This is a genomic window from Pseudomonas sp. LAMO17WK12:I10 (genome assembly GCF_900215185.1).
GTDB classification, from domain to species: Bacteria; Pseudomonadota; Gammaproteobacteria; order Pseudomonadales; family Pseudomonadaceae; genus Aquipseudomonas; species Aquipseudomonas chlororaphis.
In genome coordinates this window covers 134,415-161,285 of the sequence record NZ_OBDX01000001.1, presented here as the reverse complement: position 1 = coordinate 161,285, position 26,871 = coordinate 134,415, and the positions used below count along the sequence as shown (strand labels likewise).

Genomic DNA, 26,871 nt, shown 5'->3' with positions numbered 1-26,871 from the left:
ATCTGAGGCGCTGTGCATGCCCCTACAGAAAACCGTCCGCAGCATGGATCAGGAATGGGGGGCTTCAGATCACGCCGTGTTGCTTGAGCAGGTGTTTCAGCGCCTGCAACTCGGCGGCGGAACCGTCCGCGATCAGGCCCTTCAACTGTTGATCCACCAGCTCCAGCCGCGACAGCTGCGGCGGCAGGTTCAGGTGCTCCGGCAGGATCTCCTCGCCACTGCTGACCAGCAGGGCAAAGTGAATGACGTTCTCCAGCTCGCGGGTATTGCCCGGCCAGCTGTGCTGCTCCAGCACCTGCTGGGCGGCTTCGCTGATCAGCGGCACCGGCAGGTCCAGGCGCTGGCTGTAGATGCCGAGGAAGTATTCGGCCAACGACAGGATGTCGCCGACCCGCTCGCGCAGCGCCGGCAGTTCCAGATGGCCCTCGCCGAGGTAGTGATACAGCCGCTCATGGAACTTGCCCGCCGCCACCGCCTGGGCCAGGTCGATGCTGGTGGCCGCCACCAGGCGCACGTCCACCGGGCTCGGCTGATGGGCGCCGACCCGGGTCACCTCATGGTTTTCCAGGGCCGACAGCAGCTTGATCTGGATCGGCAACGGCAAGTCGCCGATCTCGTCCAGGTACAGGGTGCCGCCGTTGGCCGAGCCGAACCAGCCGGCGCGGCTGCTGGCCGAACCGCTGAAGGTGCCGGCGGCGTAGCCGAACAGTTCGGCGTCGGCGTAGGTAGGGCTGATGGCCCCGCAGTTGACCGACACGAACAGGCCGCTGCGGTCGCTGGCGCGGTGGATGTGCCGGGCCAGCAGCTCCTTGCCGCTACCGGTTTCACCGCGGATCAACACCGAGATCGCCCGCGGTGCCAGCTGTTCCAGCTCCTGGCGCAACTGCCGCGAACGGGGATCGACGAACACCAGCGCCTTGGCGCGGATGCTCAGCGGGCTTTTTTCAGCATCGGGAAAGGTCAGCAGCGGCTGGCCGAAAGACTCATGCAGACTCATGGCAGACTCCCGCCCAAATCCGCTGGCGGGCGGGGGCGTTTAACAAAAAGAAAAAATCAGGCGCGGCGCAGGGAATGCTGTTCCATGCGGTTTTGCAGGCGATAGAGATACGCGAAACCCTGCTCCCAGCGCTGGTGCCCGGACTTGACGTTGATATGTCCGGCACCGGACAGGATCCCCGCCTCGGCGCCCCAGTTGCGGGCCAGCTCCAGGGCACGTGGCGCACTGATAGCGCTGTCGTTGTCGGAGCTGACTATCTGGCTCGGGAACGGCAACAGGTCGCTGGGGATCGGCGCGAAATTGCGCAGCGCCGGCGCACAGGCCGGACGCTCGACATCCGCCGGCGCCACCAGCAACGCACCACGCACCTGGCGCAAGGCGCTGGCCGGCGCATGGGCGGCCCAGTGCGCGACGGTGATGCAGCCCAGGCTGTGGGCGATCAGGATCACCGGGGTGCTGTCGGCGGCAATCGCCTCGGCCAGCGCCGCGACCCAGTCTTCGCGCCGCGGCGTCAGCCAGTCGGCCTGCTCCACCCGCGCACTGTTCGGCAGGCTGTTCTGCCAGTGGCTTTGCCAATGATCTTCTGGCGATCCTTGCCAGCCCGGCACAATCAGGTAGCGAATTGATTCGTTGCGCATGGGGAGCTCTCCTGCGTGTCTGTTCCCGATCGAGTATAGGGACGAGAGTTATATTCGTTAAGGAATAAGAAGCTATTTATTAAGATCCATAAAGAATATCAAACACCGCCTGTACCTATCCTGTACGAACGCTGGCGTTCAGGCCGGCAAACCGCAGTGCCTGCATCGCGAGCAATCGAGCGTCGACCGGCTGCTCCTACAAAAGCCGGCGGGCGCCACGAACCTGTAGGCGCGAGCTTGCTCGCGATGGCGTCGGTCCAGGCCAGCGCCCCGAGCCAAATCGCAGGCAAAAAAAAGGCCGCACCCTGCCAAGGAGACGGCCTGAAAAGTCGTGGCTTACAACACTGGGTCAGCGGGCGGTGATCACCGACAGCTTGGTGATACCGGCACGCTCGATGGAGGCCATGGCACGGGCCACTTCGCCGTAGTTGACGCCGTCGTCCGCCTGCAGCTGCACGCGCACTTCCGGGTCCTTGGCCTTGGCCGCCTGAAGATTGGTTTCCAAAAGGTCCGGCTGGATCTCGTCCTTGTTGATAAAGAGTTTGCCGGCGCCGTCGATGCTCACCACCAGCGGGTCCTTCTGCTCCACCGGGGCCACAGCCTCGGTCTTGGGCAGGTTGATCGGAATCGCGTTGGTCAACAGTGGCGCGGTGACGATGAACACCACCAGCAGTACCAGCATCACGTCCACCAGCGGCGTGACGTTGATCTCGCTCAGTACCTCATCGCTGTCCTGGGTCGAGAAGGCCATGTCAGGACGCCTCCTTCACTTTCTGCGCGCTGCCCTGGGCCGCGGCCTTGTGCGCGGTCGGGTGGATCAGCACGCGGAACGAACTCTTCTGCGCCAGGCTGTAGAAGTCATGGGCAAAGTCGTCGAGGTCGGCGGCGGTCAGCTTCAGGCGCCGCAGGAAATAGTTGTAAACCAGCACCGCCGGCACCGCGACGGCGATCCCCACACCGGTGGCGACCAGCGCCGCGCCGATCGGCCCGGCCACGGTTTCCAGGCTCGCCGAGCCCGCCGCGCTGATGCCTTTCAGGGCTTCCATGATCCCCCACACGGTGCCGAACAGACCGATGAAGGGCGAGGTGCTGCCGATACTGGCGACCACCGCCAGGCCGGTTTCCAGCGAACGCCGCTCACGGACGATCTGCTGGCGCAGGGCGCGCTCCAGGCGGTCCTGATGATTGATCGCCTGGCTCAGGTCCGCCGCGTGCGCGGTGTCGCCGACCTGGATCGCCGCGTAGCCGGCCTGGGCCACGCGAGCGGCGGCGCCGGGCTGGGTTTCGCTGAGCTCGGCCGCCGAGTCGAGGCTGGAGGCGGCCCAGAACTGTTTGTGGAACTTGCGATCCTGGGCCTTGAGGCGGGCGAACTGCGCGCCCTTGAGCAGGGCCAGGCCCCAGGTGGCCACGGAAAAGACCACCAGCAGCCAGATCACCGCGCTTTCGATGGATTCGAGTGGAGATGCCAATAAACTCATGATGTGTCCCTCTGTATAACCCTTGTAAGAGCGAGCGTGCTCGCGATAGCGCCTGGCGCAGGCTCAATGAATCTTGAAATCGATGGGTACGCTGACCCAGCCGTCCTGGGCGACATCACCCTGCTTGGCCGGCACGAAGCTCCAGCGCTTGACGGCCGATAACGCCGCGTCGTCGAGTTGCTGGCGACCGCTGCTTTTCTGAATCTGGATCTCGCCGGGCTTGCCGCTGGCCAGTACGTGCACCCGCAGCAGCACCGTGCCTTCCCAACCGCGACGCTGGGCCAGCGACGGATATTCCGGCGCCGGGTTCTTCAAGTACGCGGCATTCGCCGAAGCCGGGGTCACGGGCGCCGGGGCCGGTGGCGCGGGCGGAGCCGACGCGGCGACAGGCGCGGCCGGTTGTGGCGGCGCGGGCTGTTGCTGGACCGGTTTCGGCGCCGGCTTGGGCTCAGGCTTGGCCACCGGTTTTGGTTTGGGCTGCAGTTTGGGTTTAGGCACCGGTTTGGGCGGTGGCGGCTTGACCGCCAGTTCGTCTTCCACTGGCGGCGGTGGCTCCACCACCGGTTGTACCGGCTGCGGTGGCGGCGGTTCGACCACCGGCGGCGCGGGCCGGGAAAACTCGATGGTCATCGGCGGAATTTCCGGCGGCACGATCGGCAATACCGGCGTCGGCTGCTGGTTGATCCAGTAGATCACCGCACCGTGCAACAGCAGGGCGATCACCCCGAGCGCAATCGCCTCGCGCCGCCGCAGCCCGGCCTTGGGAGCCTTCTGCAAACGCAATTGGCCCAACGGCAAACGATGCGGCCGGCCGAGATCGACCAGATCGCCGCTCGGAGCCTGACGCCACAGCACCTCATGTGCACTGGCGGCGGTCTGGACATTGCCCATTGATTAACTCCCTACAGTCTTTTGCGAATAACCCGACCCACACCTGCGAACTCCCCCGGAGCAGCGTCGAGGGCTGAATGATTGGCGCCAGACACTTATCTCCGAAAGTAATCTTTGAAGCTATACATAGACCTAAAACAAATATATAGAGTCGTGTTTTCGCGCAAAACCCCACCGATCAAGGCCTGCAGACAAACGCCCCTGACTCCATGCCTATCAAGTATTAGAAATATTCGCTAAAGGCATTGAAACAGTCTGAAAAAAAACGGTTAGTCCATCGAAGCAGGACAAGGAAAGAACTGGCAGAGGAGATGCCGTATAAGCAGAGGCAACTAATAAAAAAGCGAGAAAGTTTAAGAAATAAAAACCGAATAAACGGCTCGACTAACTAGATCGAGCCGCTACCGCAATGACAAGCAGCACTTATGGAGCAACCTCTTTATGCAGCATGGAGGGAAAGTCGACTGACAAAATAAGGACAGGTCCTGTGTATCGAAAACACCCACAGAAGATAACCCGAGCGCATATCCTAAGCTAGAAAGCTTACCACGATAGAATGTTTCACTTAACCAGCAGGCACATTCACACCATAAAAAACAAATTTGAGCGGAATTTTATAGCCAGCAAATCCTCAAACATACAAAATGATATTTTGTGAATCCTCTATAAGGACTATAGATTATGCCTACTATCGGAGCAATCAGCTCACCATATAACTCTCAACCAAGTACACTACCATCCATCGCTCCCACTAAGCCTGCCTCTCAACGTGCTATGACGCATGACTCGCACATATTCATGGCTGAGATGCATTTCACCATTCTGGATATAACATCTGAGTTTGACAAGATCTCAGTAAAAATCCAGGATTTTATGGTTGATACTCATAAGCTAAGCCATACCTCCGAACGCAGCGAAACAAAAGAAGCTGACATCCAAAGACATCTTGAAAAAATAGCGGACCTCAGGGAGCTCAAGGCCAAAGTTGAAGAGATGACAGACAAAAATCCTCTTCTAAACATGAGCTCACTCCTAAAACTTCCCCACGACAGTGAGGCCAGACAAATCAATCCGGCCTTAGAAACTAAAGTCACACTTACCAAACTTCCTGCCCCTTGGGGCTCTATATCGGACGAGTCACGCCTACTCATCACTGAGATACATGACGCCATCCAGAAGGCAACACCCGTACTTGATACGATCACAGAAAAACTCCAGAAACTTAGGACGGATCTTGAAGACAACAAAAAAACAGTTAGTCAGCAGGAGCGTCATGAGAGACTGGAGGAATACAACGCCTTCCTAGCCAACATCAAAGAGGTAACTGAACCTGTTTTTAACATAAGCGCTCTCCCAGAACCTCTTGAGACATTCAATGAATGTGTGAACAATTCCAGATATTTAATACCATAGCGGCGATTTGCGGTTCGGATAAGTATAGAGACAGCCTGAAACAGGCCAATATTCTCCAGACTTTGTTCAAACCGCGATTTCAATAGTGGCAGCAGCTCAAAAATACGATAAACCGCATTGCTAGTGTGCTGCTTTAGAAATGATTTGACCTGCCACCCTGTGAGGCCATCGCCTCACGGGTTTGCTGTACTTTGTGCAAAATGCTTTCTCCATTTGCATTCCAGACATAGCGAGCCAACTGCGCATTTCGCAGCGTCAGGAACGTGGTAATCAAGCTCCCCAATTAGCGAACAGAACTGAAGCCCCCTCACGCAGATACACCGTTATATCGCAAAAGAAGCATTCAACCATGCTCATTTACGAATGTGTGGGGGGGGGGGGCGGGAACTCACCGGCAGCTTCATCAGCGCCTGGTGGGTACTGGTCCTGAGCGTGCTGGCCATGCTGGTGCTGACCCGGGTATTCAGCCCGTCCAGCTACCGGGAGCCACAGATGGCGACCACGGCAGCGCAGCCGGCGTCCGTGACGCCTTAAAGATCAAGGCCCATGGCCACTATGCGCAACTTCTTGCGCACCCCTCTGTGGATAACTCTGTGAACAGTTATCCAAAGGCTCGATAAACCGGGACCTTCAGCCAAGTGCGCAACTTCTTGCACAGCACTGCGCAAGAAGTTGCGCACTTTCAAGCGCTTTCGAGCTGGAAATACCGTCAGCGATGCCAGAAAACGCCGGAAGCCCTTGTTCCATAAGGTACTTTCAACTCCTGGCATGCTCCTTGATATCAACTTGGCACCCAACCGGGCGATCCGTCCCACCGGGCACCTTTATTTTTTAGCAAGGAGAGCATCCATGGCTACACCAGCGTATATGTCCATCACCGGCACCAAACAAGGCCTGATCACCGCCGGTGCCTTCACCGCTGACTCCGTTGGCAACACCTACCAGGAAGGCCACGAAGACCAGGTCATGGTTCAGGGTTTCCAGCACGAAGTGATCATCCCGCGTGACCCGCAGTCCGGCCAGCCAACCGGCCAGCGCGTGCACAAACCTGTGGTCATCACCAAGGTTTTCGACAAGGCTTCGCCACTGCTGCTGGCTGCCCTGACCTCCGGTGAGCGTCTAACCAAGATCGAAATCCAGTGGTACCGCACCTCCGCTGCCGGCACCCAGGAGCACTACTACACCACCACCCTGGAAGACGCGATCATCGTCGACATCAAAGACTACATGCACAACTGCCAGGACCCATCGAACTCGCACTTCACCCACCTGGAAGACGTGCACTTCACCTACCGCAAAATCACCTGGACCCACGAAGTCTCCGGTACTTCCGGTTCCGACGACTGGCGTTCCCCGGTCGCGGGCTAAGTCCGGCCGACCGTTACACCAACATCGGCCAGCTCTGCTGGTCGATGTTGTTTACGCCATAAGGGATTTCTTGCGTTCGTCGGCGCCCGGCCCCGGGGTCGACCCACGCGGCAGTACTGCACGAGGAACAAGGGATGTTCGCGCCGGCCAATCAGACCCACTTCAGCCTGACCGTCGAAGGTTTGGAGAACGACCTCCAGGTATTGTCCTTCACCGGACGGGAAGCCATCAGCCAGCCCTTCGCCTTCGAGGTCGAGCTGGTCAGCGCCCAGGCCGCCCTGGACCTGGAAAGCCTGCTGCACAAACCGGCCTTCCTGCAGTTGGCGCAGAACGGCACCGGCATCCACGGGCAGATCTACCGCGTCGCCCAGGGCGATTCCGGCAAGCGCCTGACCCGCTACTCGGTGACCATCCGCCCGCACCTGGCCTACCTCGCGCACCGCATCAACCAACGCATCTTCCAGAACCTCACGGTGCCGAAAATCATCGGCCAGGTCCTCGAAGAACACGGCATCCAAAGCAACGCCTACCAGTTCCAGCTGGGTTCGATCTATCCCGAGCGCATCTACTGCGTGCAGTACGACGAATCGGACCTGCATTTCATCCAGCGCCTGTGCGAGGAAGAAGGTATCCACTACCACTTCCAGCACAGCGCCGACAGCCACACCATCGTCTTCGGCGATGACCAGACGGTGTTCCCGAAACTGGCGCCGGTGGCCTACCAGCAAGACTCCGGCATGGTCGCCAACGACCCGGTGATCAAGCGTTTCGACCTGCGCCTGGAAGCCCGCACCAGCCGCACCACGCGCCGCGACTACGACTTCGAGAAACCGCGCCTGACCCTGGAGAGCGACGCCAAGAGCGAGCTCAAACCGGACCTCGAGGATTACGACTACCCAGGGCGCTTCGTCGATCGCGAACGCGGCAAGCACCTGGCCAAGCGCGCCCTGGAACGCCACCGCAGCGACTACCGCCTGGGCGAGGGCAAGAGCGATCAGCCGCTGCTGGTCAGCGGCCACTTCCTGGCCCTGAGCGAACACCCGAAAGCGCAATGGAACGACCTGTGGCTGCTCACCGAGATCGTCCACGAAGGCAAGCAGCCGCAGGTCCTGGAAGAGTCGGTGACCAGCGACACCACCCACAACAAGGACGACTTCCACCAGGGTTACCGCAACCGCTTCCAGGCCACTCCCTGGGACGTGCCCAACCGGCCGCCGCTGTTGCACCCCAAGCCGCGCATTCTCGGCAGCCAGAGCGCGGTGGTCACCGGGCCCAAGGGCGAAGAAATCCACTGCGACTCGTACGGCCGGGTCAAGGTGCAGTTCCACTGGGACCGCGAAGGCCAGTCGGACGACAAGACCAGCTGCTGGCTGCGCGTGTCCTCGGCCTGGGCCGGCGCCCAGTACGGCGGCATCGCCATCCCGCGCATCGGCATGGAAGTGCTGGTGACCTTCCTCGAGGGCGACCCCGACCAGCCGCTGATCAGCGGCTGCCTGTACCACAAGGAAAACGTCGTCCCCTACGACCTGCCGGCGAACAAGACCCGCAGCACCTTCAAGACCCTCAGCTCCCCGGGTGGCGGCGGCTACAACGAGCTGCGCATCGAGGACAAGAAGGGCCAGGAACAGATCTTCCTGCATGCCCAGCGCGACTGGGACGAGAACGTCGAGCACGACCAGAAGATCCGCGTCGGCAACGAACGCCACGACACGGTCGAGGCCAACAGCTACAGCGAATTCAAGGCCGAGGAACACCACACCGTGCACGCCGACCGCAAGGTCGAAGCGCGCGCCAGCGACCACCTCACCGTCGGCGCCAACCAGCACATCAAGATCGGCACCGGGCAGTTCATCGAAGCCGGCCAGGAGATCCACCTCAATGCCGGGGTGAAGGTCGTCATGGAAGCCGGCAGCGAGCTGACCCTCAAGGGCGGCGGCAGCTTTATCAAGCTCGACGCCGGCGGCGTGACCATCAGCGGCCCGCAGGTCAAGGTCAACTCCGGCGGCGGCCCGGGCAGCGGCTCCGGTGCCGCGCCACTGATGCCCGGCGTGCTGAAGCAGGCCGACGCCGACAAGGCCGGCGCCCTGCTGACCCCGGCGCAAATCAACACCCTCAAGCGCAACGCGCCTTTCTGCGAAGAGTGCGAAAAGTGCAAGGACGGTGCCTGTGCCATCTGATCGCCTGACACCCCAGGCCTGGCTCGCTAGCCAGCCCCTGCAACCCGACGAGCGCCTGTACCTGGTGATCAGCAACGCCAGCGACGCCAACCCGCTCAAGGACTTCTACCAGACCCAGGGCGCCAGCGGCCTGACCGCCCTCTGGAGCGGCACGCCCTACGCCGACTGGCAGCCGGTGATGCCCTACCTCGCGGAACTCAAACCGACCTCCCCCTTCCTCGACTGGATCGCCACCACCGACGCCGACGACTGGGGCTGGCTCGCCGTCTCCCGCTGCGAACCGGCAGTGGTGTTCGAACACCTGCGCAGCCTGACCCAGGTGAAGATGCCGGGCGGTGCCGAGGTGTTTTTTAGGTTTTGGGATGGGCGGCATATTTATCCGATTTTGGAGGGGTTGGGCGAAGACGCTCCCCAAGTCCTGCCGATATTCGACCGCTACCTGATCAATGGCCGGGCGTTGAACGTCGGCCAAGACGTAGTCAAGCCACCGAAGCCATTTCCCTGGTGGGAAGTGCCGGAAGCGCTGGTCAAGAAGCTCGCCGAGGATGACCCCAGCACCGTGATCGACAACATGATGCAGTGGCTGCTGGAAGACCACGCCGAGCTGTATTTCTCGTTCCCTGAATCCAACTTGCGGCAGAAGGTGGCACGTTTCGTAAAACGCACCCCGCTCACGGAAGAAAACTACACCGGGCTATTGAAAGCCCACTTGGAAAATGAGGTGGTTGCATGAGCATTTTGTTGGGGGAATTCGCCGTTAACCTGACGGCTAAACAGCCGGATGCTCAAGTCATCATCCGCGACTTCAAGAAATGCCTGGCCGACTACCGTGCTCACGCCGAAGCCTGGTACGGCGGCGTGCTGGACGCCGAGCAGCAGTTCCAGGTCGGCGACGAAGTGGCCACCCAGGACAAGGACAGCAAAAGCCGCGCCGATCTTTACGCGAATTGCCCGGCCAACGGCAAGCTCAAGCTGGTGCACAGTTTTGAATCCGCGCGTTTCGTGCCGATCGGTAATACGCCGGTGCGCCTGGTGCCAGTGGTCGATGGCATGGTCTACGGCAAGAACGAAGCCGGCGCCGCCATCAACGTCACCATCGGCCCCAGCGGCATCAAGGAAGTCACGGGGCTCAAGCCCAACCAGCAATACAAGATCACTTTCTTTCCCAACCCGACCCGTGCGCAAATCGACTCGCTGTTCAACTCTTATCAGGGCGTGATTGGCGACCTGAGCGGCTGGCTGCAAACCGAATGGAGTACCGACTTCCTGCCGCTGTGGAAGGCCCATAACAACGCTTCCATCGGCGGCCGGGCGCTACAGCAGCTAGAGTCGGCCTGGAAGGGTTTCCTGAAGGCCATCATGGGCTTGTGGGGCGATATCAAGAGCCTCTACAACCTGGTGGCCCACCCTCGGGAAAACTACCAGAAGCTGAAGAAGTTCTTCACCGAGGAAGAAATCAAGAAGATCTACAACGCCTCGAAAAGCGCCATCCATACCGCCCTGCTGATTGCCAGCGACGAGCCACTGATGTGGATCTACGTGGCGGCGATTATCGCCTGGGTGAAGATGCTGCCGCCGCAAACCTGCATGGAAGTGCTGGCCGAGCTGACCACCGAAGTGTTGCTGAACATCCTGATCGGGATTGTGCTCACCGGAGGTATTGGTCTGGCCGTACGGGTTGGCACCAAGGCACTCAAGGCCACGCAAAGTGGCGGCAAAGTGCTGAAACTGATCGAGGAGTTCACCTCCATGCTGATGAGAGTCAGCAGGAAAAACGCAACCGGTCATGCCGAGGCATCCAAACCGTTATTGCTCAATGGCAATGCGGCGTTGAGCCCCGGTCGCAAGGCCACTGTAGAAATCGCCGCGCCGAAACCGGCAGCGACGGCTACACCGCCCAAGAGCAAACCGAAAGCCTCTGGCGGCGCAGTGGAAACCGATGCGCAGATCCAGGCGCGTGGCAAGAAAAAGCCCGCCACCCGCGCCGAGCAAAATGAACCCGTCAGTGACGCCCCCAAGCAGTCTACAAACCCGGCGGATAAACCAGCGCGGTGCACAAAAGACACTCGCTGCGAAGGCGACCCCATCTCGATGGTGACCGGTGAGGAACTGCTGACCCTCACCGATGGTGAACTCGATGGCCTGCTGCCCCTGGAATGGACGCGGCTGTATCGCACCAGCGCGGTGGAAATCGACAATCGCCTGGGCTTCGGCTGGAGCCACTCGCTGTCCCATCGTTTGCAAATTAACGCTGAAGGCGTGCTGTGGACCGATAATGAAAACCGCCAGACTCATTTCCCGATGCCGACCGAACAGCGTCCGGCCATTACCAATAGCCTGGCCGAGGCTGCGATTTTCCTGGGCGATGCTCCGGGCGAACTGATCCTGACTCAGGCCGGGCAAGGCGCGCGCTTCTATCACTTTCGTGCCGGGCGCCTGATCACCATCAGCGATGCCTATAACAACCAGCTACACGTCAGCTACGACCTGGTCGACCGCATCCAGCGCATCGACAATGGTGCCGGACGCTGCCTGTTTTTGCGTTACGACGACCGCCATATCGCCGCAGTCGACTATCAGCAGCGACGTCCCGACTACAACGAACAGGGTGAACGCCAGGAACCCTGGCTGACGGTCCAGACCCTGGTCAGCTACCAGTACAACGAACACAACCAGCTGATCAGCGCCACCAATGCGGTGGGTGAAGTCGAACGCTATCGCTATGACGAGCAGCATGTCATTCAGGAGCGCCAACTGGCCGGTGGTGCGAGCTTCCGCTGGGAGTGGGAACACGAAGGCAAGGCAGCCCGTTGTATCCGCCAGTGGTCCAACCTATCGCAGATCGATGCGCGCTATGTGTGGGACGACGAAGGTACGGTCACCGTTATCAACGCCGATGGCAGCGAACAGGTCTACGTGCACGACGAGAATGCGCGGCTGGTCAGCCAGACCACCCCTGACGGTGCGGAAACGCAAAAAGCCTACGATGAAAAAGGTCGCCTGATCGCTGAAAAAGACCCTCTCGGGGCCATCACCGCATACGAGTACAGTGAGGCCGGGCGCCTGATCGCCGTGATTCCTCCAGAGGACGAATCCACCTATTACAATTATTTCGATGGTCATCTCATCGAAGTTCGACGCGGCAACGCGCAGTGGAAATACGAACGCAACGATCAAGGCGACATCACCCAACAGACCGACCCCGATGGCAACGAAACCCACTACTGCTACGACCGCCAGGGCCGCCTGCTGGAAATCACCCATCCCGACGGCAGCCGCCATCAACTGGGCTGGAACGGCCTCGGCCAACTGCTGGAAGAACGCCTGCCCGACGGCGGCCAGCGCAAGTACCGCTACGACGCCCTCGGTCGACAGATCACCCGCCAGGACGAAAGCGGCGCCATCACCCAGTACCAGTGGGACGCCGCCAACCGCCTGGCGCAGATCACCCTGCCCGGCGGCGCGACCCGCGCCTTCAGCTACAACGCCTACGGCAAAGTCACCGCCGAGCGCGACGAGCTGGGCCGCATCACCCGCTACGAATACGCCGACAACCTGCACCTGGTCAGCCGCCGCATCAATCCGGACGGCAGCCAGCTGCGCTATCGCTACGACAACGCGCGCCTGCTGCTCACCGATATCGAAAACGAACGCGGCGAGCAGTACCACCTGGATTACTACCCCAACGGCCTGATCCAGCAGGAAACCGGCTTCGACGGCCGCAGCACCGCCTACGCCTACGACCTCAACGGCAACCTGCTGAAGAAAACCGAATTCGGCGACGACGGCAGCGAGCTGGTCACCGAGTACCAGCGCGACGCCGCTGGCCGCCTGCTGGTGAAAACCCTGGCCGATGGCGAGGAGATTCACTACAGCTACGACGCCCTCGGGCGCCTGGTCAACGTCGACGACGGCCACTGGCCGCTGGCCTACGAATACGACCTGCAAGACCGCCTGATCACCGAACACCAGGGCTGGGGCACCCTGCGCTACGAGTACGACAAGCTCGGCCAACTCAGCCATTGCCGCCTGCCCGACGGCAGCAAGCTCGACTACCGCCATGCACCGGGCGGGCAACTGAGCAGCATCGACCTCAACGGCTCGCGCCTGACCAGCCACCAGTTCAACGCCGGCCGCGAACAGCAACGCCAACAGGGCCTGCTGCTCAGCCAGTACCAGTACGACGAACAAGGCCGCCTGCAGGCCCACAGCGTCAGCCAGCAACGGCACGGCCAGCACCAGAGCCTCTACCGCCGCGCCTATGCCTATGACGCCAACGGCAACCTCGCCGGCATCGACGACAGCCGCAAGGGCAACCTGCGTTATCACTATGACCCGCTGGATCGGCTGATCAATGTGCGTGGTGCAACACCTGAGAGCTTTGCCCACGACCCGGCCGGTAACCTGCTGGGCCAGGGTGATCAGCCAGCGGCCAACCTGGCCAACGTCAAAGGCAACCGCCTGCTGATGCAAGGCGACCGCCATTACGACTACGACGCCTTCGGCAACCTCAGCCGCGAACGCCGCGGCGCGGGCCAGAAGCTGGTCACCGAGTACCAGTATGACTGCCAGCACCGCCTGATCGGCGTCAGCCTGCCGGGAGGGAGCACTGCTACTTACAAATACGACGCCTTTGGCCGGCGCATCGCCAAAACCGTCGATGGCCGCACGACCGAGTTCCTATGGCAGGGAGAACGGCTGATCGCCGAGAGCGGTGAAAATCGCTATCGCAGCTATATCTACGAACCCGGCACCTTCCGCCCGCTGGCCATGCTCGATGGCGAAGGTCCTACCCAGGCCACGCCGTTCTACTACCAACTCGACCACCTCGGCACGCCGCAGGAACTGACCGCGTATAGCGGCGAAATCATGTGGTCGGCCAAGTACCGGGCGTATGGCAATCTAGCGGCGTTGGACGTTTCCGAAATCGACAACCCGCTGCGTTTCCAGGGGCAGTATTTCGATGCGGAAACCGGACTGCACTACAACCGCCATCGCTACTACAATCCAAGCTCTGGACGGTTTTTGACGCCGGATCCGATCAAGCTCGCGGGGGGGTTGAACAACTACCAGTACGTACCTAACCCTACGGGGTGGGTGGATCCGTTGGGGTTGACTGGGGAGTGTCCTGGATCAGACGGAGAGAAGGCTGGAGGGGCAGGAGGATTTCTAGATAAGCCAGCAGATGCAAATGGCTCGTTAAATATTGGAGCAGGAACAAATCCTTTAGAGGGTTACTATAACCTTGACATTGATCCGAAGGTACCTGGTGTACATGCTGGCGATGCAACCAATTTGTCGGGGATCAAAAACGGATCCCAAAGCCGGATCAACATTGATAATCCCTATGGCTACGACCCGTTAAACTCGGAAATATTGAGAGTCCTATCGCAAGATGGTCAAATAACTTTAACAGGCAGCGCCAAGGCAAATGGTTATTTAAAAAAGGCGATCAAAAGAGTTGAATCACTTGGATTGAAAATTGTTTCCCATGAGAAAATATCAACTCAGGGATTTAAAACTGTTGACGGGCGAGACATTCAATCCAGGCAGCTTGACCAATTCGTTATTAAGAGAGCAGATTAAAAATGAAAACAACACTTGATATAGAGGAAGCATTTGGCGCTATAGACTACGATAACGCTGGAGGACTTATAAGCTATATGGATATAGCGTTAACTGAAAAGTTCTACGAGACGCCAAGAATAAAAATAATAAACTTCATCCTCAACACAATTGACGAGCCAATAATAGAGCAATTAACAAATCAAGCTTCTTCAGTAATCCCTGAAAGAATTATAAGTGACGGCTTCATCCTGGTGAAAAGCGCGCTTATTGAATTTGAAGAGCTAGACAGACTGGAATCGGAGTTCTCAATACAAACCGGAGACGGCAAGCATACAACGCAAAGTAGTTGGGGAAGAAAACTCCAAAACAATGACAAAATATATGATCTAGGCGGAAGGCTTTTATTCAACCCAAACATCAGCATAAAACTATGCCTCATAACCTCTAAGAAGATAAAATTAACGTACTCTACCAACGACGCAATACTTATTGACTCCTACACGGACCTTACCCACGAAATAGAAAAAGCCAATCAAGAAATGAAAAACAAAACCTCATCAACACCTGCAACGCTTTTCGACATAGAGGTGATAAAAAACCATACTAAATCCGATTCAGACAAAGGTTACAACATTTACTTCGAGTCATAACCCATAAAAACAATTCTTCTTGTACTTGCCATTATTTAAAAGCCAAAATTAAAGTTAAGATAATCAATACATCACGATCGAACTCCGAGCACAGGAACTGACGGTCGACAGTAGCGAGATCATGTGGTCAGCCAAAGTATCGGGCTTACGACATTCTGGAAGCTCTGGATGTCGAGAAAATCGACAAGCCGCCGCGCTTCCAGGGTCAGTACGTCGATAGTGAAACCAGGCTGCATTACAACCGGCAGCACTATTACAATCCAAGTTTTTGACGAGTTTGGTTCCAGGCTCGATCACGTTGGCGGGGGGATTGAAAAACTACCAGTACATGCCAAACCCTATGGGATGGATCCACTAGAAGGAAATTGAAAAGTTGCAAGCGAACGCCGACTCTCAAATTTTTCATTAACCCAGGAAGGTAGCATGAGTACCGAAACCTATAGAAAGTTCGCAAATATCAGTTTAACCCCTATCGGTTCATTGGAAAATACGGCCACTGTTCTCGGAGATATTCTTGGCGTTACCTTCAAGAAAGATAATGAAGGCACATATGACGAATACCCTGCCTTTCTGGCAAGCACACCAACCCTGAAATATGCACTTCTAGGGGTTCCACTCCCCGAAGATGATTTGCGCGAAGAACCATCTAACGAGTTCAATTTGCTAGTTAGCTCTATAGACGATGACTCAGATCCTCCAGAAATTGACATATCAGAGGAATTAATCAGTCAGCTGATAAAAAGTAGCGTCGTACAATGCTGGAGACTTAATTAAATCCCCCCGAAGTTGTAACACTCATACAACAAAGACGGAGGTAGCAAAAACAAGCGCCCCATCTGTCAACTACAGCAAAGCTGCAACCAAAAAATCAACCACTTAATAAAATATTACAAACCAAGAAATAGAGAAAAGCTTCAAGCTTCTGCAGAGACTTTTCCTACAGAACGCGTCGACTTCTGCCAACTTTTCCCCCCTCATATACCCAGATAGCATCTTCCAGTCGCTGCAAAATCAGTGACCGGTTTTGACAGACCGAATATGATCGAGACATGCAAATACCACTATGTGAACAGCTGGTATTTTTATGCCTGTCGGTAATGATATCGTTCGAATGGAGATGTCTAGTGCAGATAGAGGCTACACACCAAATAAGAAGTACAAGATCAATCCACACTATAATTACCGCATGAATGGGGCTGAGGTGAAACTCGACTCAGCGGATCGTCTACTTAACGCATTCCTGACTAAATGAGGCTTTGATGTTATTAGATAAAGATTCAGGTATTCCCTACTGTCCAACGCCAGCGTATTTCTTAGGTGGATTTGATATCTACGACAGAGAGGAAACTCTAGGAACTGAACTCGAAACTTACAATCTGGAAGATCCAAAAGATCGTATCGAGCTGATAGAGAAATATTGCCTTAACAGACACGAAAACCTTTCATATAGACATAAATTTGTTCTTTTGAAATCTTTGGAAAATGCATTACTTGATAAGAATTTCGACTTTAACAAGCTACTTGAAGATGATCCCGAAGAATATTCGTCGCTTCCTTCAGGATGGAACGAAATGAAAAACCCAAAAGCTTTTTTCGAAGAGATCTTGAGGCTGGCAAGCGAAAAATGGAAGAGCGATTTAGCCAAAGCGAGCATTGAAGATCCATCAACTTGGTAAGAGCCCTCGACCATCAAAAGGCGCTCACCCCTCAAAAAAACCAGTAAAAGCCTACTCTTCAGGAAAATCAATTTAAATCCATGTACATAAATAAAACCCCAAAAACCGAGTCCGCTTCATACATTGGAGGCAAACCAGCCATCCCCCAAGGGATAAGCATACCCAAAAGCCCAAACGGCAGTTTGATGAGCTTTTACTTCACGCTGCAATTTCCAGAGACTCATTCACTACATGGCCACACACTAAGTATTTTTGCCGCGACTGAGGATTTCAACGAAGACCATACGATTCCTGAGATGCTCAAAGTCCCGCTATCGGGGGCAACCATTCCAGATAACTTTTTAAGCGATTACCAAAAATACTTTGCGGCCTTTCTTTTCAAGAATGAAGAAAAAACCTATGCAGGTGACTACCCGATACGGATCGCAATGACTCCCTTAGCATTTAGCCACAGTAAAGGCAGCGATGTATTCGGTTGGGCTGGTGATAAGCCCAAGTGGCTCATGGGGGATGAGACACCGGCCCAATACAAGGGAGCGGCCTTGGACTTTTTATTGCAAATACATGGAGAACAGTCATTTCCGATTGTTGATAGCGCCCCTTCACAACAAGAAATGGATATTTTTTAAGCAAGCCTAGAACAAAAAGAAACTACACTTTATTTAACCAGAACGAAATATACTTCTTTGGAAGTAGAACATCAGACGTTGATGACCGCGTCTACATAGTCACGCAATGCGACTGACATAAAGCTCAACCAGTAGTACAAACAAATGAATACACTGACGCTCAGACAAGAAAGCATCATCCACAACTGCCTACTCGACCTCAAAGACTCTTCTTCCCTGACCATCCAAAGTTTTCTACCTGTAGCGCTAGACAAGCTCGCAACTTCGGAGGGTTTTGGCATTGACATGTCGGGAATTTATCTCAGTACTGATGAGGACTTTGAAAACATCCCCGAATATCTGAAAGAAGGAATAGCATTCGAGTTCATGGGCGAGCACGTAGTGCTTTCATTTTCTGACGGAGCCTCCGTCATCAGCAACTGGTGCGACAATAACGCCATATCAGATCGTGAAAGCATTTTGCTAAAATGCAAAATATTGAAAGCAAAATTCTCAGCGGAAGACTAGTCAGTAACAAACATCAAGCTCGCATCGATAATCGCGATGCGATCAGGCAAAAGCTGGTCGCAGAGACTGACAGGAACACTACCGTAGCTGCCTCTGCAAACGGCTCATGCTTCGCCCGTAGACCATGCTCGACGGGAGTCCCGCTCACAAGCCAAGCCGTCCCTCAATACGCCCCCCTGTCGGGCCTACTGCTCCACCTACCCCATTTGTTTATTCCCGCGCTCATCCGTCTAATCCCTATCCCATCCACCGCAACACAACGAAGCCCTCATGACTCGATACATGCTTTACCCGCTATTCCTGTTTTCCCTTCTGCTCACCGGCTGCGCCACCAAGTTCGATGTCGCGCTCAATGGCACGCCGGATCCGGACTATCAATTTGATCGGCAGGCGCTGGTGCTGGTGACGGCCACGACGGGGAATGACGAGAATTCGCTGAATGCCCGTTATTACCTGCGCGATATGGTCAATGCGTTGAAGGGCCAGGGGTTTCGCGAGGTGTTTACCGAGGCGTCGCTGCCCAAGAAGCATGCGCCGATCAAGATGACGGTCAGCCTCGATATCCATAGCAAGCAAGTCACTTACCGCTACACCGCCACCGACTACGGCCGGGTGCAGAACAGCACTTCCACGGTGTGCAAGGATGGCAAGAAAAAGAAGGAAAAGCTGGTCTGCACCAGCACGCCCAATACGTCTTATGGTCCGGTAGGCACCTCGGAACGCACCGGCTACACCACCCTGTCGACCTTTACCGCGACGGCCCGGGACGAAACCACTCGGCGTGCGGTGTATCTGCTGCGGGTGTCCTCTTACAACGAGGATTGCCAGAACGGCAAGGTCGAGGCCTTCCTGGTGGAGCAAGGCCTGCAGAACCTGGATTTCCGCGACCGCGTACGGCGCAATTACACGGTCACCATGCCTGAAAATTACAGCTGCAAATAAGCCTGCAGAGACCTCGCGATGCGCCATCTGAACCGGCGCTATCGCGAGCGAGCCTCTTCAGGTAACCCAGAGCCGCGCGGCAGCCGGATCAACGGCTGGCATTAGTCGGTTGCAAAGCCGCCGCCGGCGCAATCACCGCCGTTTCCGAACGCGGCGTGCCTTGTGGCACCCAGTCATAGCTCACCGGCAATGCGCGGTACACCCAGTTGCTGATGGCGTCGCTGCCCGGGGCCTTGCCGAGGAACGGGCTGACGTATTCCCAGACGTTTTCGCCGCTTGCCGTGACCTGGAAGAAGCGGCCGTTCATGCCTTCATCGATCAGGGTATTGCCGTTGGGCAGGCGTCGGGCGCTGCTGATGAACGAGCTGTAGAAGGCCCAGCCCGGCTGCCTGGAACTGGCGGCGCTGTACTGCCAGACGATCTGTTGGGTCACGGGGTCGATCTCCAGCACCCGCGAGCCGGAAATCAGCCCCAATGGCACCGAGGGGTAGCCGGCCGTGCCCTGGTTGTCGAACACCAGCAGGTTGCCCGCGCCCGGCAGGCCGTAGGGAATGATATGGGCGTCGTGCTGGCCGACGAACTGGTCCACCGGGCGCGGCAAGGTCGCTGGCGCTCGCGGGTTGAGGGTCGGCAGGTTGGGGCCGAGGCGCCAGACCACCTTGCCGCTCTGCTTGTCGATGATGGCGATGAAGTTGGCGTTGCGGGAATCGAACAGCAGGTTGTCCGGGGCGAAGCGTTTGTCGCCGGCGTCGAACCACTTGTTCGGGCCAACCACGCTGAGGTTGTTGATGTGCAGGTAGTCCGGGTCCTTGGTGGTGCGCACCAGCTTCAACTGCTCCGGGGTAAAGCCGAATTCCTTGAGGTGTTCGGAGGCCAGCCACTGCCATTTCACCTCGCCCTGGGGGCTGACTTCGTAGATCACGTCATCGATGACTTGCGGCACCTTGAAGCCCGCCACCGCATGCACCTTGTTGGCCAGCACCAGGGTGTTGCCATTGCTCAGGCGGCGCTGGTCATGATGCTGCTGGGCCGCGCCGCCAGGCGCCTGGTCGCCCCATTGCCAGACCACTTTGCCGTCCCAGTCCAGCTCGCCGACGCTCTGGTTGCCCAGGCCATTGCCGGCCGAGCCGAGTTTGCCGGGGTCCTTTTCGCTCAGTTGCAACAGCACCCGGCCACGTGCGCCGCCCACCAGCTGCGGGTCGATGATCGCCGAAGGAAAGCCGGCCTGGGGCCAGGTTTTCACCTCGTTGCCATTCATGTCGATCAGGTGGGTTTTCTTGTCCGCGCCACTGAAGATCACGTACTGATTGAAGGCCTTGGCCGGGTCGTAACGGGTCACGCCGGTGGGGTAGACGCTGGGGGCGGCGAAGGCCTCGGCACTGAACAACAGCAGCAGGGGCAACACGGGCTTGAGGTTCAACATGGTGGAACTCCTGTTCAGGTCGAACCGCGCCGCGGAACCCAGCGCGGGTTGCAAATGAGGGTGTTCAGAAGTCGTAGCGGCCGGTCACGCCAAGGGTCCGCGGCGTGCCGAGCAAACCTTCGTAGCCGCCATTCCCCCCCGACCACAGCGTGGTGTAGTAGGTCTTGTCGAAGGCATTTTTCAGCCACAGCGACACGTCCCACTGCCCTTGCTCATAGTTGCCACGCAGGCCGGTGGAAAGGTTGACCACCGCGTAGCTGGGGATCTGGCCGTAGTCGGAATCCTCGACGGTGCCGACGGCCTTGGAGCGGAAGGCGTAGCTGCCGGTGACGTAGGGTTCGAGGCCGTTGTCCAGGTTCCATTTGTATTCGCCGTTGGCGTTGCCGATCCATTTCGAGGCGCCGACCACCTGGTGGCCGCTGAGGTCGCAGGAGGCCGGGGCGCCCGGGCGCAGGCTGACTTCAGGCGGGCATGGCGCATCCTTGTAGGACAGGTAGCGCACGTCGTTGTAGGAGCCGTTGAGGTTGAGGGTCAGGCCACGGATGGGGATCAGCGTGCTTTCGACTTCCACGCCCCGTGAGCGCACCGAGCCGGCGTTGGTCAGGTACTGCACGCGGTTGTTGGCGTCGTAGGCGTTGGTCTGGTAGCCGTTGACCTGGGTCCAGAACAGGTTGGCGTTGAGTTGTAGGCGCTTGTCCCACAGGGTGCTCTTGAAGCCCAGTTCGGCGTTGTTGGCGCGCTCGGTGCCGATCAGCAGCGAGTCGGCGCCAGCGGTGGGCGCCGAGCCGACTGCGAGGTTGACCCCGCCGGACTTCTCGCCGTGGGACAGGGTGGCGTAGCCCAGCAGGTCGTCGGTGAAGCGGTAGCTGAGGTTGAGCAGGCCCGAGGGGCTGGTGCTGTACTGGTTGAGGTCGCCGGAGTCGTAGGCCCCGGCCCGCCCGCGCCGCGCGGTGGCCGCGGCACCGGTCACCGCGGCGCCCCCCACTGGCGCGTTGCGGGTCACCCAGGCGCTTTTCTCTTCATAGGTGCCGCGCAGGCCGGCGGTGAAATCCAGGCACTCGGTGAGGTGCCAGGTGCCCTGGGCGAACAGCGCGAAGCTGTCGGTGCGGATATGCCCGTTGCCGATGCTGGTGACGTTGTTCAGGGCGCCGGTGGGCGTGCCGTTCCAGATGTCCGCCTTGGGGCCGTAATAGGCGAAGGACTTGTTATCGAGGTCGGAGCCGAAGTAGTAGGCGCCGAGCACGTAATCGAAGAAGCCGCCGGTGGGCGAGGCCAGGCGGAACTCCTGGGACCACTGTTTATCCTCCACCGAGACCCCGGCGTTATAGCTGGCCGGCACGTTGAGCCCGTCGTCGTTGCGCGGGGTGAAGTCCCACCAGCGGTAGGAGCTGACCGACGTCAGGGTGAAGTCGCTGGGCAGGGTCCAGTTGGCCTCCAGGGAGGTGCCGCCCTGGAACACCGTGACGTGCTGATCGTTGTCCAGGTTGACCTTGTGGTGCGCGCCGTCGACCAGGGTGGCGCCGGCCGCGGCGGCCCGCGACTGGTACTGGTTGACGCCATTGATGGTCGGCCCGGTGCTGTACAGCACCCGGGTGCCGGCGCTGGAGTCCTCTTCGTTGTAGTCGCCGATCCAGCGCAGGTTGAAGTTCTCGTTGGGCTTGAACAGCAGCTGGCCACGGAAGCCCTGCCGCGAGCCGCCGTTGAGGTCATGGCCGTCGTGTTCGTTCTTGATATCGCCGTCGCTGCGGGTGCGATAGGCCGAGAAACGCCCGGCCAGCTCGTCGTTCAGCGGCCCGGAAATAGTGCCCTTGGTCTGGAAGTAGCCGTCCTCGCCCACCGAGGTCTCGATGCTGCGCTCGGGGGTGAAGCTCGGCGCGCGGGTGCTGATGTTGATCACCCCGGCGGTGGTGTTCTTGCCGAACAGCGTGCCCTGGGGACCGCGCAGCACTTCCAGCTGCTCGATGTCCATCAGGTCGAACACCGCCATGCCCGGCCGCCCCAGGTAGACGTTGTCGATGTACAGCCCGACGCTGCCTTCCAGGCCGTCGCTGGCCGGGTTGTTGCCCAGGCCGCGGATCGACACGCTGGACTGGCGCGCGTGCATGTAGGCGACGTTGACGCTCGGCACCAGCTGCTGCAGATCCTGGATGCGATAGACCCGCTGGCTCTCCAGGGCCTGGCCACCGATCACGCTCATCGGCGTCGGCACGTCCTGGGCGCTCTCCTCGCGGCGCCGCGCGGTCACGGTCACGGTTTCCAGCTGGCCGCTGGCGGCGGGCCGGGCGGCATCGGCCTTGGCCGGGGCTTCGGCGGGCGTTTCGGCTTGCGCGGCATAGCCGTGGGACCAGCCGGCGCTACCGGCCAGCAGCAGGGCCAGCGGCAGGCGCTTGAGCCGTCGGGGCGAAGTGGGGGACACAAGGTTCAACGGGCTCATGGGCGGCTCCTGGGGAAAAAAACAGACTGATCCGTATATTCTTTTAAGTTATTTATTTATGTTTTTAATAAGATTTACGGAATAAGAGATTGCCTTTATAAAGAGTCGACCTAATGCATAGCCAATGCATTTCCCCGATATTTTCAATGTGAAAAATGCATATCGATCTGCGCCAGCTCCGTCACTTCATCGCCCTCGCCGAACAGCGCAGCTTTGTCGCGGCCGCCTTGGCGGTGAACCTGTCGCAATCGGCCTTCAGCCGCAGCATCCAGGCCCTGGAGCACAGCGTCGGCTGTCAGCTGGTGGATCGCGGGCGCAAGGACCTGGCACCGACCAAACAGGGGCTGGTGCTGCTCGAACATGCGCGGCGGCTGGTCAGCGGCGCGCAGCAACTGGCCAACGAGATCAGCCAGTTCAACGGCCTGGAGGCCGGCGAGCTGCGCTTCGGTTGCGGGCCGGCGCCGGCGGCGGGCTTGATCCCGCGGGCCATCGGCAGTTTTATCGGGCGCTACCCCAAGGCGCGGGTGCAGTTCCAGGTGGATGACTGGCAAACCCTGAGCAAACGCCTGCTCAGCGAAGAGTTCGAATTTTTCGTCGCCGACACCCGGCAGTTCGAAGCCAACCCGGATTACCTGACCCAGCGCCTGCGCCCGCGCAAATGGCATTTCTGCTGCCGCGCCGAGCACCCGCTGGCCGAGCAGGAAAGCGTCACCGCCGCCGAGCTGATGAGTTACCCGCTGGCCGCGACCATCCGCCCGCCGAACCTGCGCAAGGTCGTGGTCGATCTCAGCGGCCGGCCGGATTTCGTCCCGAATGTGGAATGCGAGAACAGCTACAGCCTGCTCGGCGTGGTGATGCGCTCGGATGCGATCGGCATCATCGGCGCCTACAGCGATGCGCTGCACAATGCCCGGGGCGAGCTGGTGTGCCTGAAGATCGAAGGCCTGGCCGACGACCTGGAGGAGCTGTACACCCGCTACGGCATCGTCAGCCGCGCAGGCTATCGGCTGTCGCCGCTGGCCGAGGCGATGATCGAGGAGATCAAGCGCACCGACGCGCTGGATGAGGATCTGTGTCCGCTGGAGAATTTCGCGGTCTGAAACACCGCACCTGTAGCCGCTGCCGCAGGCTGCGATAAGGCCGCAGGCCTTCAGCGATATTGAAATCGCCGCGCCCCTTCGGTGCGATCGCAGCCTTCGGCAGCGGCTACAGGGATCATCTTCGCCCCATGCAGGTCGTGCATGAAAAGCATGCGCCAAATGCGCTTGTCGGAACGCCCCGCGACAGCGAAAACCCTCACCTGTCTTTCGATCGGTGAACGCCATGTCCAACCCCGTCCAACCCGTGCGCAACGTGCTGTACATCATGTGCGACCAGCTGCGTCGCGATTACCTGTCGTGCTACGGCCACCCCCACCTGCACACGCCGAACATCGACCGCCTGGCCGCCGCCGGCGTGCGCTTCAGCCGCGCCTACACCCAGGGCACCATCTGCGGGCCGTCGCGGATGTCGGCCTACACCGGGCGTTATGTCAGCAGCCACCAGGTGGCGTGGAACGCCGTGCCGCTGCCCCTGGAAGAGCTGACCATCGGCGACTACCTCAGCCCCCACGGCATCCGCACCGCGCTGGTGGGCAAGACCCACGCCACGCCCAATCTCGATGCCCTGCAGCGCCTGGCGATCGACCCCGAGAGCCAGCAGGCCGAGGCCCTCAACGAGGTCGGTTTCGAACCCTATCTGCGCCATGACGGGATCTTCCCCGACAGCCCGCTGTTCGACGACAAACGCGAGTCGGCGCCCTACACCCATTACCTACGCGAACAGGGCTACCAGGGGCGCAACCCCTGGCACGACTGGGCCAACGCCGCCGCAGGTGAACAGGGTGAAATCCTCAGCGGCTGGAAAATGCGCAACGCCCACCTGCCGGCTCGCGTCCCCGAGCAGCATTCGGAGACCGTCTACACCACCGACCGCGCCCTCGACTTCATCCAAGAGCAGGGCGAGCAGCCCTGGTGCCTGCACCTGTCCTATATCAAGCCGCACTGGCCCTATATCGCGCCGGCGCCCTACCACGCGCTGTACACGGCCGAGCAGGTGATCGCCCCGGTGCGCGCCGCCGCCGACGAGGCCAGCGACCACCCGGTGTATGCCGCCTTTCGCCAGCATCAGGAGAGCCAGAACTTCTCCCGCGACGAAGTGCGCCTAAACGTGGTGCCGACCTACATGGGCCTGATCAAGCAGGTGGACGATCAGCTCGGCCGCCTGTTCGATTTCCTGCAAAGCAGCGGACGCTGGGAGGACACCCTGATCGTGTTCACCAGCGACCACGGCGACTTTCTCGGCGATCACTGGCTGGGGGAAAAGGAGTTTTTACTGGAGCCGGCCGTGGGCGTGCCACTGATCGTGCGCGACCCGCGGGCGGCGGCGGATATCAGCCGCGGCACGCTGGACGAGCGCCTGGTGGAAACCATCGATGCCCTGCCGACCTTTCTCGACGCCCTGGGGCTGCCCGGCGCCGAACACCGGCTGGAAGGCCGCTCGCTGATCCCGCTGTTGCACGGCACGGCGGGCGACTGGCGCCGCTACGCCATCAGCGAATACGACTACGCGTTCCAGGCCCCGGCCCGCGAACGCCTGGCCCAGCCCATCGACCGCTGCCGCATGACCATGGTGCGCAGCGAGCGCTGGAAATACCTGGCCTACGACGGCTTCCGCCCGCAGCTGTTCGACCTCTACAACGACCCCCAGGAACTGCGCGACCTCGGCGCCGACCCGGCCTATGCGGCGGTGCGCGAGGAGCACCTGGGGTATCTGTTCGACTGGCTGCGCGGGCTGAAGCGGCGGACCACCATCAGCCACGAAGAGATCGACCTGCGCGGGCAACGCTTTCGCTATGGCGAACCGGAGGCGGAAAAGGTGGTGCAGATCGGGGTGTGGTGAGGACGCCGCTGCGCGGCTGAAAAGTGAGGCGGCGGCTTCGCGGGCTCGATTGCCGGCGAAAAATCTCAAACCCACCGCACACCCTGTAGCCGCTGCCGCAGACTGCGATAAGGCCGAAGGCCTTTGGCGATGTTGAAACCGCCGCGCCCCTTCGGGTCGATCGCAGCCTGCGGCAGCGGCTACAGAGAACCGTGGACGCCTCTGTCACAGCCCCTTGATGGTCTGGCTACGCTGCCCGTGCACACCCACCGGCACGTCGCCCTTGAGGGTCACGCGGCGGACCACGCGGTCCTGGGTGCCGTAGTCGTCGACCGCGTAATGCTGGGTCGAACGGTTGTCCCAGATCGCCACGTCACCGGCGGTCCAGCGCCAGCGCACGGTGTTTTCCAGGCGCGTGACATGGCTTTGCAGCAGGTTGAACAGGTGCGCCGAATCAGCCTGGGTATAGCCCTTGATGCGCTTGACGAAATGCCCGAGCACCAGGCTCTTCTCGCCGCTCACCGGGTGCACGCGCACCAGCGGGTGCTCGGTCTCGTAGACGGTGGAGGTGAACACCTTGCGGTAGCGCTCCAGCTTCTCCGCCGACACGTCCGGTTTGGCCCCGGCGTAGTCGTATTCGTTGCTGTGCACCGCCCAGAGCTTGTCCGCCAGCTCGCGCAGCTCCGCCGGCAGTTCGTTGTAGGCCGCGGCGGTGTTGGCCCAGACCGTATCGCCACCGGAGGTCGGCGCCACCACCGAACGCAGGATCGAGGCCTTCGGGTAGGCATCGACGAAGGTCACGTCGGTGTGCCAGGAGTTGGCGCGCTGGCCCTCGGCGCCGTCCAGTTCGAGCAGGTAACGGGTGCCGTCGCGCACCGGCACGGTGGGGTGCGCCACCGGCTCGCCGAGCAGGTGGGAGAAAGCTTCCTGGCTCTGGTCGTCGAGGTGGGCCTGGCCACGGAAGAAGATCACCTTGTAGTCCACCAGCGCCTGCTGGATGGCTTCGACCGTGGCGGCGTCCAGCTCGCCGGAGAGTTGCACGCCACGGATCTCGGCGCCGATACGGCCGGCCACCGGGTGGATCTCAAGCGCATGAACAGTGGGTTTAACGGCTAGTGCGGCATTGCTCATCGGGTAGACCCTCGTCTGACTGCTTACGGT

Annotated in this window: 21 protein-coding genes and 2 pseudogenes; 14 read left to right on the top strand and 9 right to left on the bottom strand. The window is 59.4% G+C overall.

Annotated elements, in window-relative coordinates; all coding sequences use genetic code 11:
* Positions 1–64 precede the first annotated feature (64 nt).
* From CRO75_RS00610 to CRO75_RS00590, 5 genes are all read right to left on the bottom strand, one after another.
* Positions 65–997 carry a sigma-54 dependent transcriptional regulator gene (locus CRO75_RS00610; protein ID WP_009041661.1) on the bottom strand — a complete coding sequence of 311 codons (933 nt, stop codon included), beginning with the start codon at positions 995–997 and terminating at the stop codon, positions 65–67.
* A 56-nt stretch (positions 998–1,053) separates the two neighbouring features.
* Positions 1,054–1,635: an alpha/beta hydrolase gene (locus tag CRO75_RS00605; protein WP_009041660.1), complete on the bottom strand. Its 582-nt coding sequence runs from the start codon at positions 1,633–1,635 to the stop codon at positions 1,054–1,056.
* Between the two features lie 349 nt (positions 1,636–1,984).
* On the bottom strand, positions 1,985–2,386 hold the full coding sequence (locus CRO75_RS00600; RefSeq protein WP_009041659.1) for a biopolymer transporter ExbD: 402 nt from the start codon (positions 2,384–2,386) through the stop codon (positions 1,985–1,987).
* Position 2,387: 1 nt separating this feature from the next.
* A complete protein-coding gene (locus CRO75_RS00595) occupies positions 2,388–3,113 on the bottom strand; it encodes a MotA/TolQ/ExbB proton channel family protein (protein WP_009046420.1) in 726 nt (241 codons plus the stop codon).
* Between the two features lie 63 nt (positions 3,114–3,176).
* Positions 3,177–4,004 (bottom strand): energy transducer TonB, encoded by an 828-nt coding sequence (locus CRO75_RS00590; protein ID WP_097134145.1) that lies wholly within the window; start codon positions 4,002–4,004, stop codon positions 3,177–3,179.
* 681 nt (positions 4,005–4,685) lie between these two features.
* Here CRO75_RS00590 and CRO75_RS00585 point away from each other — a divergent pair.
* Positions 4,686–5,417 carry a hypothetical protein gene (locus CRO75_RS00585; RefSeq protein WP_143503875.1) on the top strand — a complete coding sequence of 244 codons (732 nt, stop codon included), beginning with the start codon at positions 4,686–4,688 and terminating at the stop codon, positions 5,415–5,417.
* A gap of 133 nt (positions 5,418–5,550) precedes the next feature.
* Here the strand turns inward: CRO75_RS00585 and CRO75_RS00580 are convergent.
* Positions 5,551–5,792, bottom strand: a pseudogene (locus CRO75_RS00580) (IS630 family transposase); the annotation flags it as partial.
* Positions 5,793–5,798: 6 nt separating this feature from the next.
* Between CRO75_RS00580 and CRO75_RS00575 the strand changes: the two are divergent.
* From CRO75_RS00575 to CRO75_RS00530, 11 genes and pseudogenes are all read left to right on the top strand, one after another.
* Positions 5,799–5,951, top strand: a pseudogene (locus CRO75_RS00575) (MFS transporter); the annotation flags it as partial.
* A 315-nt stretch (positions 5,952–6,266) separates the two neighbouring features.
* Entirely contained in the window at positions 6,267–6,785 is a 519-nt protein-coding gene (locus tag CRO75_RS00570) for an Hcp family type VI secretion system effector (protein ID WP_007925756.1), read from the top strand.
* Positions 6,786–6,919: 134 nt separating this feature from the next.
* Positions 6,920–8,962, top strand: coding sequence for a type VI secretion system tip protein TssI/VgrG (gene tssI / locus CRO75_RS00565; protein ID WP_097134143.1), 2,043 nt, complete (start codon positions 6,920–6,922; stop codon positions 8,960–8,962).
* Positions 8,952–9,695: a DUF4123 domain-containing protein gene (locus CRO75_RS00560; protein WP_097134142.1), complete on the top strand. Its 744-nt coding sequence runs from the start codon at positions 8,952–8,954 to the stop codon at positions 9,693–9,695. The genes tssI and CRO75_RS00560 overlap by 11 nt, the downstream gene beginning before the upstream one ends.
* Positions 9,692–14,548, top strand: a complete 4,857-nt coding sequence (locus tag CRO75_RS00555) for an RHS repeat-associated core domain-containing protein (protein WP_239990550.1) — start codon at positions 9,692–9,694, stop codon at positions 14,546–14,548. The genes CRO75_RS00560 and CRO75_RS00555 overlap by 4 nt, the downstream gene beginning before the upstream one ends.
* A 2-nt stretch (positions 14,549–14,550) precedes the next feature.
* Entirely contained in the window at positions 14,551–15,180 is a 630-nt protein-coding gene (locus tag CRO75_RS00550; protein ID WP_097134141.1) for a hypothetical protein, read from the top strand.
* A gap of 423 nt (positions 15,181–15,603) precedes the next feature.
* Positions 15,604–15,954, top strand: coding sequence for a hypothetical protein (locus tag CRO75_RS32480; protein WP_143503873.1), 351 nt, complete (start codon positions 15,604–15,606; stop codon positions 15,952–15,954).
* A gap of 485 nt (positions 15,955–16,439) precedes the next feature.
* Positions 16,440–16,856, top strand: a complete 417-nt coding sequence (locus tag CRO75_RS00545) for a hypothetical protein (RefSeq protein ID WP_097134140.1) — start codon at positions 16,440–16,442, stop codon at positions 16,854–16,856.
* A 185-nt stretch (positions 16,857–17,041) separates the two neighbouring features.
* Positions 17,042–17,485 carry a hypothetical protein gene (locus tag CRO75_RS00540; protein WP_097134139.1) on the top strand — a complete coding sequence of 148 codons (444 nt, stop codon included), beginning with the start codon at positions 17,042–17,044 and terminating at the stop codon, positions 17,483–17,485.
* Positions 17,486–17,629: 144 nt separating this feature from the next.
* The gene (locus tag CRO75_RS00535) at positions 17,630–17,992 is read left to right on the top strand and encodes a hypothetical protein (RefSeq protein WP_097134138.1); all 363 of its coding nucleotides are present in this window, start codon (positions 17,630–17,632) and stop codon (positions 17,990–17,992) included.
* A gap of 270 nt (positions 17,993–18,262) precedes the next feature.
* The gene (locus tag CRO75_RS00530; protein ID WP_097134137.1) at positions 18,263–18,934 is read left to right on the top strand and encodes a hypothetical protein; all 672 of its coding nucleotides are present in this window, start codon (positions 18,263–18,265) and stop codon (positions 18,932–18,934) included.
* Positions 18,935–19,022: 88 nt separating this feature from the next.
* On the opposite strand, the gene CRO75_RS00525 is transcribed toward CRO75_RS00530, so the two are convergent.
* Both CRO75_RS00525 and CRO75_RS00520 read right to left on the bottom strand, forming a co-directional pair.
* A complete protein-coding gene (locus tag CRO75_RS00525) occupies positions 19,023–20,357 on the bottom strand; it encodes an aryl-sulfate sulfotransferase (RefSeq protein ID WP_097134136.1) in 1,335 nt (444 codons plus the stop codon).
* A 64-nt stretch (positions 20,358–20,421) separates the two neighbouring features.
* Positions 20,422–22,791: a TonB-dependent receptor gene (locus tag CRO75_RS00520; protein ID WP_097134135.1), complete on the bottom strand. Its 2,370-nt coding sequence runs from the start codon at positions 22,789–22,791 to the stop codon at positions 20,422–20,424.
* 155 nt (positions 22,792–22,946) lie between these two features.
* Between CRO75_RS00520 and CRO75_RS00515 the strand changes: the two genes are divergently transcribed.
* Both CRO75_RS00515 and CRO75_RS00510 read left to right on the top strand, forming a co-directional pair.
* Positions 22,947–23,891 carry a LysR family transcriptional regulator gene (locus CRO75_RS00515; RefSeq protein ID WP_097134134.1) on the top strand — a complete coding sequence of 315 codons (945 nt, stop codon included), beginning with the start codon at positions 22,947–22,949 and terminating at the stop codon, positions 23,889–23,891.
* 223 nt (positions 23,892–24,114) lie between these two features.
* Complete coding sequence (locus CRO75_RS00510) at positions 24,115–25,731, top strand: alkaline phosphatase family protein (protein WP_097134133.1); 1,617 nt, start codon at positions 24,115–24,117, stop codon at positions 25,729–25,731.
* A gap of 204 nt (positions 25,732–25,935) precedes the next feature.
* Here CRO75_RS00510 and CRO75_RS00505 read toward each other — a convergent pair whose 3' ends face one another.
* On the bottom strand, positions 25,936–26,841 hold the full coding sequence (locus tag CRO75_RS00505; protein ID WP_097134132.1) for a TauD/TfdA family dioxygenase: 906 nt from the start codon (positions 26,839–26,841) through the stop codon (positions 25,936–25,938).
* Between the last annotated feature and the right edge of the window lie 30 nt (positions 26,842–26,871).

What these genes read in the sequence shown, in the direction of transcription:
- CRO75_RS00550 (WP_097134141.1), top strand. Translation starts at nt 14,551, where the DNA reads ATGAAAACAACACTTGATATAGAGGAAGCATTTGGCGCTATAGACTAC.
- CRO75_RS00585 (WP_143503875.1), top strand. Translation starts at nt 4,686, where the DNA reads ATGCCTACTATCGGAGCAATCAGCTCACCATATAACTCTCAACCAAGT.
- tssI (WP_097134143.1), top strand. Translation starts at nt 6,920, where the DNA reads ATGTTCGCGCCGGCCAATCAGACCCACTTCAGCCTGACCGTCGAAGGT.
- CRO75_RS00505 (WP_097134132.1), bottom strand. Translation starts at nt 26,841, where the DNA reads ATGAGCAATGCCGCACTAGCCGTTAAACCCACTGTTCATGCGCTTGAG.
- CRO75_RS00605 (WP_009041660.1), bottom strand. Translation starts at nt 1,635, where the DNA reads ATGCGCAACGAATCAATTCGCTACCTGATTGTGCCGGGCTGGCAAGGA.
- CRO75_RS00535 (WP_097134138.1), top strand. Translation starts at nt 17,630, where the DNA reads ATGAATACACTGACGCTCAGACAAGAAAGCATCATCCACAACTGCCTA.
- CRO75_RS00600 (WP_009041659.1), bottom strand. Translation starts at nt 2,386, where the DNA reads ATGGCCTTCTCGACCCAGGACAGCGATGAGGTACTGAGCGAGATCAAC.
- CRO75_RS00510 (WP_097134133.1), top strand. Translation starts at nt 24,115, where the DNA reads ATGTCCAACCCCGTCCAACCCGTGCGCAACGTGCTGTACATCATGTGC.
- CRO75_RS00610 (WP_009041661.1), bottom strand. Translation starts at nt 997, where the DNA reads ATGAGTCTGCATGAGTCTTTCGGCCAGCCGCTGCTGACCTTTCCCGAT.
- CRO75_RS00555 (WP_239990550.1), top strand. Translation starts at nt 9,692, where the DNA reads ATGAGCATTTTGTTGGGGGAATTCGCCGTTAACCTGACGGCTAAACAG.
- CRO75_RS00595 (WP_009046420.1), bottom strand. Translation starts at nt 3,113, where the DNA reads ATGAGTTTATTGGCATCTCCACTCGAATCCATCGAAAGCGCGGTGATC.
- CRO75_RS00590 (WP_097134145.1), bottom strand. Translation starts at nt 4,004, where the DNA reads ATGGGCAATGTCCAGACCGCCGCCAGTGCACATGAGGTGCTGTGGCGT.
- CRO75_RS00525 (WP_097134136.1), bottom strand. Translation starts at nt 20,357, where the DNA reads ATGTTGAACCTCAAGCCCGTGTTGCCCCTGCTGCTGTTGTTCAGTGCC.
- CRO75_RS00520 (WP_097134135.1), bottom strand. Translation starts at nt 22,791, where the DNA reads ATGAGCCCGTTGAACCTTGTGTCCCCCACTTCGCCCCGACGGCTCAAG.
- CRO75_RS00540 (WP_097134139.1), top strand. Translation starts at nt 17,042, where the DNA reads ATGAGCTTTTACTTCACGCTGCAATTTCCAGAGACTCATTCACTACAT.
- CRO75_RS00570 (WP_007925756.1), top strand. Translation starts at nt 6,267, where the DNA reads ATGGCTACACCAGCGTATATGTCCATCACCGGCACCAAACAAGGCCTG.
- CRO75_RS00515 (WP_097134134.1), top strand. Translation starts at nt 22,947, where the DNA reads ATGCATATCGATCTGCGCCAGCTCCGTCACTTCATCGCCCTCGCCGAA.
- CRO75_RS00545 (WP_097134140.1), top strand. Translation starts at nt 16,440, where the DNA reads ATGTTATTAGATAAAGATTCAGGTATTCCCTACTGTCCAACGCCAGCG.
- CRO75_RS00530 (WP_097134137.1), top strand. Translation starts at nt 18,263, where the DNA reads ATGACTCGATACATGCTTTACCCGCTATTCCTGTTTTCCCTTCTGCTC.
- CRO75_RS32480 (WP_143503873.1), top strand. Translation starts at nt 15,604, where the DNA reads ATGAGTACCGAAACCTATAGAAAGTTCGCAAATATCAGTTTAACCCCT.